An 8,866-nucleotide genomic window follows, 5' to 3' on the forward strand; every position below is an offset into this window, starting at 1 on the left:
ATATATCAAGAAAAAGTAAAAGATTTATCAGTCGGAGATTTATTAATATTTCGAGATCATAATGCTTCTAGTTTAGTCCGAGAAGAAGCAGATAAAATTATGGGCAGTAATGCAGGGAAGTACCGAGAAAACTTAGAAGAATGGAAAAAAAAGTTGCATTTTAATGTGAAAAGAAAGGGGATTGAGAAAGTTTCGAGGATTTTAAAAGTACGTTATGGGATTTCAATTGCTAAAGAGAACAATATTAGAAACTGGATGAGCAATCACTCTATCAAACCTTCATGTTTAGAAGAATTATTAACAGCCTTTAAGTTTGATCAGCATAAGAAGAATGAGATATTAAATGCAGCAGCTGAAATTCGTAGTGCACATATTTCAGCTGGTCATCATATTTCACGTACTTTGATGAAGGAATTAGATGGGAATTTAGAAAATATGATTAATGAAAATGGATCGTATTCATTTGAATCAAAAGAATTTGAGGGAGCCTTTTTTAATATTGAAGAAATAAAAAGAATTTCTAATGAAACTTATTCTATTCCAGAAAATGAGACATTAAAGATAATTAAAGGTTGAGGTGTGGAACGTTGGATGAAAAATTAGAAAGAGCTTTACATAATCGAAAACTTATTATTAATGCTGTTGAACAAGAAATTGTAGGTCCTAGTGATATTCAAAATACTACAAAGCCTTTAAATGTTATCGGTAATACAACGTTTAATAGTTTTGAGGATTTAAATACTAACTATTATTGGAATAAGGCGGCTTTAAAGGAGGAAGTAATCCAAAGAGATACCCCTTCTCGGAGGTATGCAGCAGGAATGTTGTATCCTATGAATCTTGCAAATGAAGTTCAAGAAGAAGAGTTAGTAATTGAAGTGATTAACGATGAGAAACAAGCAGAGTTTTATAATCAATTAGATAATTTAAATCCAGAAAAAATAGATGAGGAATCAGGTCTAGAAGATGACGTACCTAAAATTCAATCAAAGGATTCAATGCCTTCAAGTATGGGTATGACATTTTGTTTATCTAGGGATACGAAATTTTTTACGGTGAAATTTGTAGGTGGGATATATGAAAAGCATAAAATCTATGCAGACATTGTTCACAAAGATGAAGATAATAATAAACAAAAAAAATACAATTTTGATGAATACTGGTGGTTACGTACATCTGTGTTTACTGAAAGGAAGATTGAATTATCTGAATTAGAATCAGAGAAAGGTACAAGTGTAAAACAGTTTCCTCTACATATTTATGACAACACAAAGAATAAAATTGAAAAAATCAGCTTAAAACTACATATTCAGTATCGTACGAAAAAAGAATATGTGCTATTGACAGTCACGATATTAAATACAACCGAGCCACCCGCGAGGCATAATGTAAATGAGTATACAATATTTCAATCTCATCTAAATATCCTGTCTATTCTAGGAAGCTTTTTAAATTATCCTAAGGTTTTTCAGCGTAATTTAGATTTAACTGAAGACGAGTGGAATAGTGAGTTGCTTTTCAGGAATAAATCTAATTATGCAATTGGTCATGGTTGTTCAGTGACATGGGATCAATATTCTAAAAATATATCGGAAATTAACTCTACATTTATCCCAAGATATGAAACTGAGAGTATGACTCCGGATGTTATTTTAACTAATGGTGATACAAAAGTAAAATTAAAAATTAAAATGCAAGATTTAATGAATGTGAAGAATTACAATGAGGCAGTTCGAATTTTGCAGCCTTTAGTAACAGGATATAAAGAGTGGATTATTAGGCGAGAGGAAGAGCTACAGGATCTGCATAGAGAATTAAAAAAAGCTGCTGAAACTAATTTGGAATTGTGTAAAGTTAGCTTAACTAGGATCGAAAAAGGACTAGAATTATTGGCAAAACCTAAGGTGCTCGAAGCATTCAAAATGGCTAACCAAGCGATCTTATTACAACAAATTAATGGTAAAACCCCACGTAAAGCTCATTATGAAAAACTAGATACTGGATTAGAACTAGTATTTGAAAGGGAATTTGCTGAGTCTACAAAAAATATAAGTGATTTAGGTTCATGTGATAATAGCTGGCGTGCTTTTCAGATAGCCTTCTTCTTATTATCAATTCAATCTTTAGTAGAAAAGGATTCAGTAGATCGCGAAACAGTTGATTTAATTTGGTTTCCTACTGGTGGTGGGAAAACTGAGGCGTATTTAGGTGTTGCGGCATTTCAAATGTTTTACAGGCGCTTATTAGACCCTAATGATGTAGGTGTAGATATTATAATGCGATATACTTTACGTTTGCTAACAGCTGACCAATTCCAACGTGCTTCTAGGTTAATTTGTGCAATGGAGTATGTACGTAGAGGAAATAAGAGTAGTCTTGGGTGTGTACCTTATTCAATTGGGATATGGGTAGGATCCAAAACTTCACCTAATACCAATAAAGAAGCATTGAGACAAGTAAATGCAATGGTTAAATCGAAAGGTTCTGAAAGTTTATTGGTAACAAGATGCCCTTGGTGTGGATGTCAAATTGGAAAAGTTGAAGTGAAGGGAAAAGGTGCCAAGCATAAAGAGAACAAGGTAATTGGTTTTAGAAATGAAAATAAACGTTTAGTAGTGATGTGTCCAGATGACCAATGTGATTTTCATGATGAAATCCCCATTTATTTTGTAGATGAAACAATTTATGAAAAACAACCAACTTTTTTAATTGGGACTATTGATAAATTTGTTCAATTAACATGGAGACCTGAGGCTAGAAAGTTGTTTGGCTTGAATGAAATAGGGGAACGCTTTGTATCACCACCACAAATTATTGTTCAAGACGAATTACATTTAATTTCAGGACCGCTGGGAACACTTGCGGGTTTGTATGAAGTATTAATCGAAGAACTATGTATTGACGATCGTGGAGAGGTACCAATTAAGCCTAAAATCATTTCAGCAACAGCAACTATTAAAGAATTTGAAGAACAAGCCAAATGTCTATTTGGACGAACAAACGCAAGGCTATTCCCGAGCCCAGGTATCGATATTGATGATTCGTTCTTCTCCAAAGTAGCTATTGATGAGAGTGGGAAGCCGATGCCGGGTCGAAAGTATATAGGCGTTTTTACATCCAGAGTACGTATTTTGATGGCACAAGTAATGACGTACGCATCTATTTTGCAGAAAGTTGAGAGCTTTCCTGAAGATGAGAAGGATCCATTTTGGACATTACTTTCTTTCTATAATAGTTTAAGAGATTTAGGAGCCGGATTAAACTTATTTAATAGTGATATTCCAACGTATATTGATGCATTAGTTAAGAGAGAAGGATTTATTAATAGAAGGTATTTAGGAGCACCGTTAGAATTAACGTCCCGTAAACAAAGTAATGAAATCTCTAAAACTATAGATGATTTAAATGTTTCTTATACTACAAGGGATAGTAAAGCGAGAACGAAGGCTCTTACGTCATGCTTAGCTTCGAATATTATTGAAGTAGGAGTTGATATTGACCGCTTATCATTAATGGGGATCATTGGACAACCTAAAATGACAGCCCAATATATTCAAGTAAGTGGTCGAGTAGGAAGGCGACCGAACGAGAGACCAGGGTTAATTGTAACAGTGTATTCTAATCAAAACTCACGTGATAAATCACATTTTGAACATTTCAATGAATATCATCAAAGACTCTATGCACAAGTTGAAACAACAAGTTTAACACCTTTCTCTACAGCCTCCTTAGAACGTGGATTAACAGCGGTGTTAATTGGTTTTTTGCGCCAACGAATGGATATGCAAATGGCAAAATATGCTACAAGTAAAGAGTTAAAACGAGTTATAAAAGATGAACGTTTTAATACTTTTCGCCATCGATTTCAAGAGCGTATAAAATTAATTGATCCTAACCAATTAGATATATGGAAAGATATTTTTACAACCTTTATAAATAGAATATTAAAAGGACGTTATGAAACTTGGCGTGTTTCTGATACAGAACGTGGTTTGATGTATCAAGCTGGAAGTTTAAGTGATGGCGAAAAATATGCTGACAGTATTCCTATAATTAATACGTTGAGAAGCGTAGACGCCGAAAGTAGAGGTTCTATTGTTTTACTGGACCATGAGGAAGAAGAATTTGTGTGGGAGGACGACGATTAAATGCGATATTTACCGATGAGACGATCTAAATTGGTTGGGACAGAAGGACCAGGTTCATTAGTGATTAGCCCTGAAGGTGAAACAGCGGTTGTAGGCGCTTTAGATCTTTGGTTTAGGGACTCTAATGGAAATAAAACAAAAAACATCGAAGAGTTTGTGGTAAATGAGCCGCGTTTAAAATCAATCTTAAAGGTGGATAAATTTTACAAGCCCCCTGAATTTAGAAAGAATTCAAGAGATGCTATGGAAATTATACCAAACAGTGGATTAATTATACCCTTAATGCGGTTTCCTAGGTGGCACTATTGTAGTTCATGTAAGTCATTAAGAAAATTAGAGCTTGATCAAACCTCAGTGTACTTAGAATGTCCGAAGTGTGAAACAAAAAGATATTATAAACAAGTTCCCTTTGTTGTAATTTGTGAGCATGGTCATTTATCTGATTTCCCGTGGCGTAAGTGGGTTCATGGTGATGAAAATAATAACTGTGAAGGAAATTTAAGAATTCGTATGAGTGGGGGAACAACCCTTGATTCTTGGAAAATTGAATGTGAAGAATGTAAAAATAGTCGTGGTTTGCAAGGAATTACAGTTTCGAATGATGGTGAGAAGAGAACGAGTTTTTTAGGAGACAATTTAAATAAGATGGGGTCTCAAAAATATACCTGTGAAGGTGAACGTCCATGGTGTGGAGATGAAAAAGAAGAATGTTCAGCGGCACCAGTTGCAATTTTAAGAAACTCTATTAGTGTTTATATGGCAAAGAAAATTAGCGCTTTAGCAATACCAGGTGATTATAGGGAGAATGTAGATCTAGTTGTAGCCAAAATTAAATCTCCATCTAAATATTTATTGCGAACAAACCTTTCTCTTTTAGATAGTATACAGAAAAAAATTCAGTGTATAAGAACGAATCTTAGATTTGAGTTGAAAGAAGAGGTAACTGACACGGATATCCAAGAAGCGTTAATGTATATAGAGGCAGGAGAAGAGTATGAATATACGGATGAGGAGTTAGAAAGACCAGGTCAGGTAATTAAACAAAAAGAATTTGAAAAACTTACGTCGGTAGTACATTCAAAAGAACTAAGAGTTGAGCCTGAATGGATTTATAAAGAAGGGGAAGAAAGCGATAAGAATTATTACACACCATATTTAGAACGTTTATCTAGAGTATTGAAATTAAAAGAAACAACAGCTTTATATGGCTTCGATCGGAAAGTTTATAAAAGCACTAATGATTACAGTAGTTATTATCCTTTTCTTTACAAGAGTTATGATAATGTTAATGAGAAGTGGCTACCTGTAAATGAGGTATATGGTGAAGGGATATTTTTGCAATTGAATCAGAAAAAAGTTGAAGAATGGGAATCTTCTCTGGCTGTAAAGGATTATTTTCAACAATACCTTCAAAGGGTAAGGCATATAGAACATCGGGACGATATGATCCTTAGACCAAGGAATATTATGTTGCACACTCTATCCCATTATTTAATTGATGAATTTGCAAACGTTTGTGGTTATAATCGTGCGGCAATTAGAGAGAGACTGTATTTGGATGAGGGACAGGTAGGAGTTTTAATCTATATTTCTGCAGGTGATTCGGAAGGTACTTTAGGTGGGCTTGTACGATTGGGATTAAAAGAGGAGTTTTTCCGTATTTTAGATAAGGCTAAAAATAATGCGAAATGGTGTAGTTCTGATCCAGTTTGTACAGAGGTAGGAAAGAAACAAGGACAGGGCGTAGATAACTTAAACGGTGCAGCTTGTTATAATTGTTCACATATTCCAGAAACGTCTTGTGAATTTTGGAATTTATATCTAGATAGAAGTTTACTTATTGATGAGAAGATAGGTTATTTTAGTGAATAGAATTATGAAACTCTTACTCATAGATTCCTCCGACTGCTACATGGTTTAATTAATAAGTTAGTTATGCTGAAAAAAATTTAGTAGTGAAGAATAGAGAGTGATAGAAAAGATATATATATAATCTTGATGTTTCTCAAAAAGGATAGTTTAACAATTAGTTAAACTATCCTCCAATTAATATTGACATGAGAGTTATAAATAAAAAAAGTTAAAACACTGGAGGTCCACATGCCAACCTACAACAAACTAATCCGAAACAAAATTCCACAAATCATAAAATTCAACGGAAAAACACCCACAACAAGAATCCTAAACGAAGATGAATACATAGAGGAACTCTGCAAGAAAACACAAGAAGAACTAACAGAATACATCGAAGCAAAAACAAAATCTCATAAACTCGAAGAACTATCCGACCTACTAGAACTAATCAACGCCCTAGCCTAATCCGAAGGCACAACACTAGAAGAAATCAACAACATACGTAAAAAGAAAGCAAAAGAACGAGGTGGCTTCTCAGATCGTGTGTTTCTAATCGAAGTAATGGAATAACTAGCCCCTTATAAGTCCCTTGCAAGCCCCTTACAAGCCCCTACCAAGTAATAAATCACTAAGAAAAAACATAACAAAAACAACTACAACAACAAACACCGTAGTAGTAGTAGTCAAAAAAAATTTGAAATAACACGCCAAAAACCCTGCCATCCTCCCATATATATTATGAAGGGGCTTTTACTTTTGAACGGAGACGGGAGGAACTTTGATGGCGGTGTATCGTAATGTGCAGGTGAATTTTTGGCAGGATGATTTTGTTTTGGATTTGACGCCGGAGGAGCGGTATTTTTATGTTTATTTATTAACTTGTTCGAAGACGACGCAGTGCGGGATTTTTCCTTTTCCGAAGCGGTTAGCTGAGATGGAGACGGGTTATAATCGGGAGACTGTTGATAAGCTTGTGCAGCGCTTCATTGATTATGGGAAGATTCTGTATGATGCGGATACACGGGAGTTATTCGTTTTGAATTGGCTTCGTTATAACCCTGTGACGAATACGAATGTGGAGAAGTGTGTGCTTCGTGAGCTGAAGGGTGTGAAGAATAAGGAGTTTGTACATATGTTTCTTCAGAAGTGCGTAGAGGAGGAGCTGAATGTTCCGATGCTTTTAGCGCATTTCGGTATGCCGAGTGAATTGGCTGTGGATGATGTTGAGCCAGTTTGTGAGGAGACAGAGGCGGAAGAAGAGGTTATAGAGGAAGAAACGGGAAGTCGTGTGTTTTCTTTTTATGAGCAACATTTCGGTAGTTTGTCTCCTTTTGCGGTGGAGGAACTAAGTGCGTGGATGGAAGATTTGTCAGAGGAGCTTGTGCTGAAGGCTCTTCAAATTGCGTTTGAGAATAATAAGCGGACGATTGCTTATGTGAAGGGGATTTTACGCGATTGGCATGGGAAGGGATTTACGAAAGTGTGTGAGGTTGAGGCGGATACGGCTAAGTTTCGGAAGAAGGAGTCGTCTGTTAGTACGGGGGAGACGGAGGAGTTTTTGGCGAGGTGTGAGGAGTGGGAGAAGAATGCGCCGTCTGAGGAAGAGTTGCAGCGCTTTTTAGCGGAGCGCGGGTGGCGGCCATGAGTATTCAAAATGTGGGGGCGGAAAAGACGGTGTTAGGTTCTCTATTGCTTGATGGAGAGCTTATTAAGGAGTGCCGTTTGACGGAGCAGTATTTTTCGATGCCGGTGCATAAGTCTATATTTCAGTTAATGCGAAAGATGGAAGGAGAGGGGCAACCGATTGATCTTGTGACTTTCACTTCTAGGTTGGACCCGAATTTTTTGAAGGGCATCGGGGGAATGGAGTATTTTATAGGGTTAATGGATGGTGTGCCTACTACTAGCAACTTCTCATATTATGAGGGGCTTGTTCGAGGTGCGTGGAAAATGTATCAGGCTGGTGTTCTTGGGCACAAGATGGGAGAGCGTCTTATTGCGGAGAAGAGTGAGAAAGTTATCGGTGAGACGATTACGGCGCTTTGTGAGTTAGAGGAGAAAGACTCTGTATGTGAATTTGATTTGAAGGATGCGTTAGTTGATTTGTATGAGGAGCTTCATCAAGATGTGAAGGAGATTACTGGTATTGAGACTGGTTATACATCGTTAAATAAAATGACGTGCGGATTGCAGGAAGGTGATTTTGTCGTCCTTGGTGCGCGTCCTTCTATGGGGAAGACTGCGTTTGCGCTAAATGTTGGACTACATGCGGCGAAGTCTGGAGCGGCGGTGGGATTGTTTTCGTTAGAGATGAGTAGTAAGCAATTATTGAAAAGGATGGCTTCTTGCGTAGGCGAAGTGTCAGGAGGTAGGCTGAAAAATCCGAAGCATAAGGGCAATCGATTTCAGGAGATTAGTGAAATTTCGCGTAAGCTTAAGTTATTAGCGCGTGAATTAAATGTTTGTGTAGTAGCGCTGTCGCAATTGTCTCGTTCTGTAGAGTCACGACAAGATAAGCGTCCGCTATTATCTGATTTAAGAGAGACGGGACAAATTGAGCAAGATGCGGATGTCATTATGCTTATGTACCGCGAAGACTATTACGATAAGGAAACGAAGCAGAAAGAGATGACGGAGATTCATGTGGCGAAGCATCGGAATGGGCCTGTGGGGAGTTTTAAGCTGAGGTTTATGAAGGAGTTTGGTCGGTTTGTGGAGAAGGAGAAGTAGAAGTAGTGGGTAAGAAGCTTGTGTTAGGAAAAAAACTATGTATGGTTTTATTATAACCCATGAAATCATCATTATTGTAAAATATCTCTCGAGTACTTAAAAAGATAGTAACTAATTAGGACTATCTTTTTAAG

4 protein-coding genes and 2 pseudogenes are annotated in these 8,866 nt (G+C 36.6%); all 6 read left to right on the top strand.

The genetic code is table 11. The features are described from left to right. Positions 1–576, top strand: a pseudogene (locus ACQGS6_RS18435) (hypothetical protein); the annotation flags it as partial. A gap of 11 nt (positions 577–587) precedes the next feature. After that, on the top strand, positions 588–4,148 hold the full coding sequence (locus ACQGS6_RS18440) for a helicase-related protein (protein WP_426965403.1): 3,561 nt from the start codon (positions 588–590) through the stop codon (positions 4,146–4,148). Then, a complete protein-coding gene (gene drmB / locus ACQGS6_RS18445; RefSeq protein ID WP_426965404.1) occupies positions 4,149–6,020 on the top strand; it encodes a DrmB family protein in 1,872 nt (623 codons plus the stop codon). Positions 6,021–6,248: 228 nt separating this feature from the next. Next, positions 6,249–6,572, top strand: a pseudogene (locus ACQGS6_RS18450) (nucleoside triphosphate pyrophosphohydrolase). A 211-nt stretch (positions 6,573–6,783) separates the two neighbouring features. Next, positions 6,784–7,647, top strand: coding sequence for a DnaD domain-containing protein (locus tag ACQGS6_RS18455; protein WP_071732639.1), 864 nt, complete (start codon positions 6,784–6,786; stop codon positions 7,645–7,647). Next, a complete protein-coding gene (locus ACQGS6_RS18460; RefSeq protein WP_426965405.1) occupies positions 7,644–8,732 on the top strand; it encodes a DnaB-like helicase C-terminal domain-containing protein in 1,089 nt (362 codons plus the stop codon). Before ACQGS6_RS18455 ends, ACQGS6_RS18460 begins: the two co-directional genes overlap by 4 nt. Positions 8,733–8,866 lie beyond the last annotated feature (134 nt).

Source organism: Bacillus sp. GMs2/2 (genome assembly GCF_050172095.1).
Classification (GTDB): Bacteria; Bacillota; Bacilli; order Bacillales; family Bacillaceae_G; genus Bacillus_A; species Bacillus_A cereus.

Coding starts and splice junctions, on each gene's coding strand:
- drmB (WP_426965404.1), top strand. CDS start 4,149: ATGCGATATTTACCGATGAGACGATCTAAATTGGTTGGGACAGAAGGA.
- ACQGS6_RS18455 (WP_071732639.1), top strand. CDS start 6,784: ATGGCGGTGTATCGTAATGTGCAGGTGAATTTTTGGCAGGATGATTTT.
- ACQGS6_RS18460 (WP_426965405.1), top strand. CDS start 7,644: ATGAGTATTCAAAATGTGGGGGCGGAAAAGACGGTGTTAGGTTCTCTA.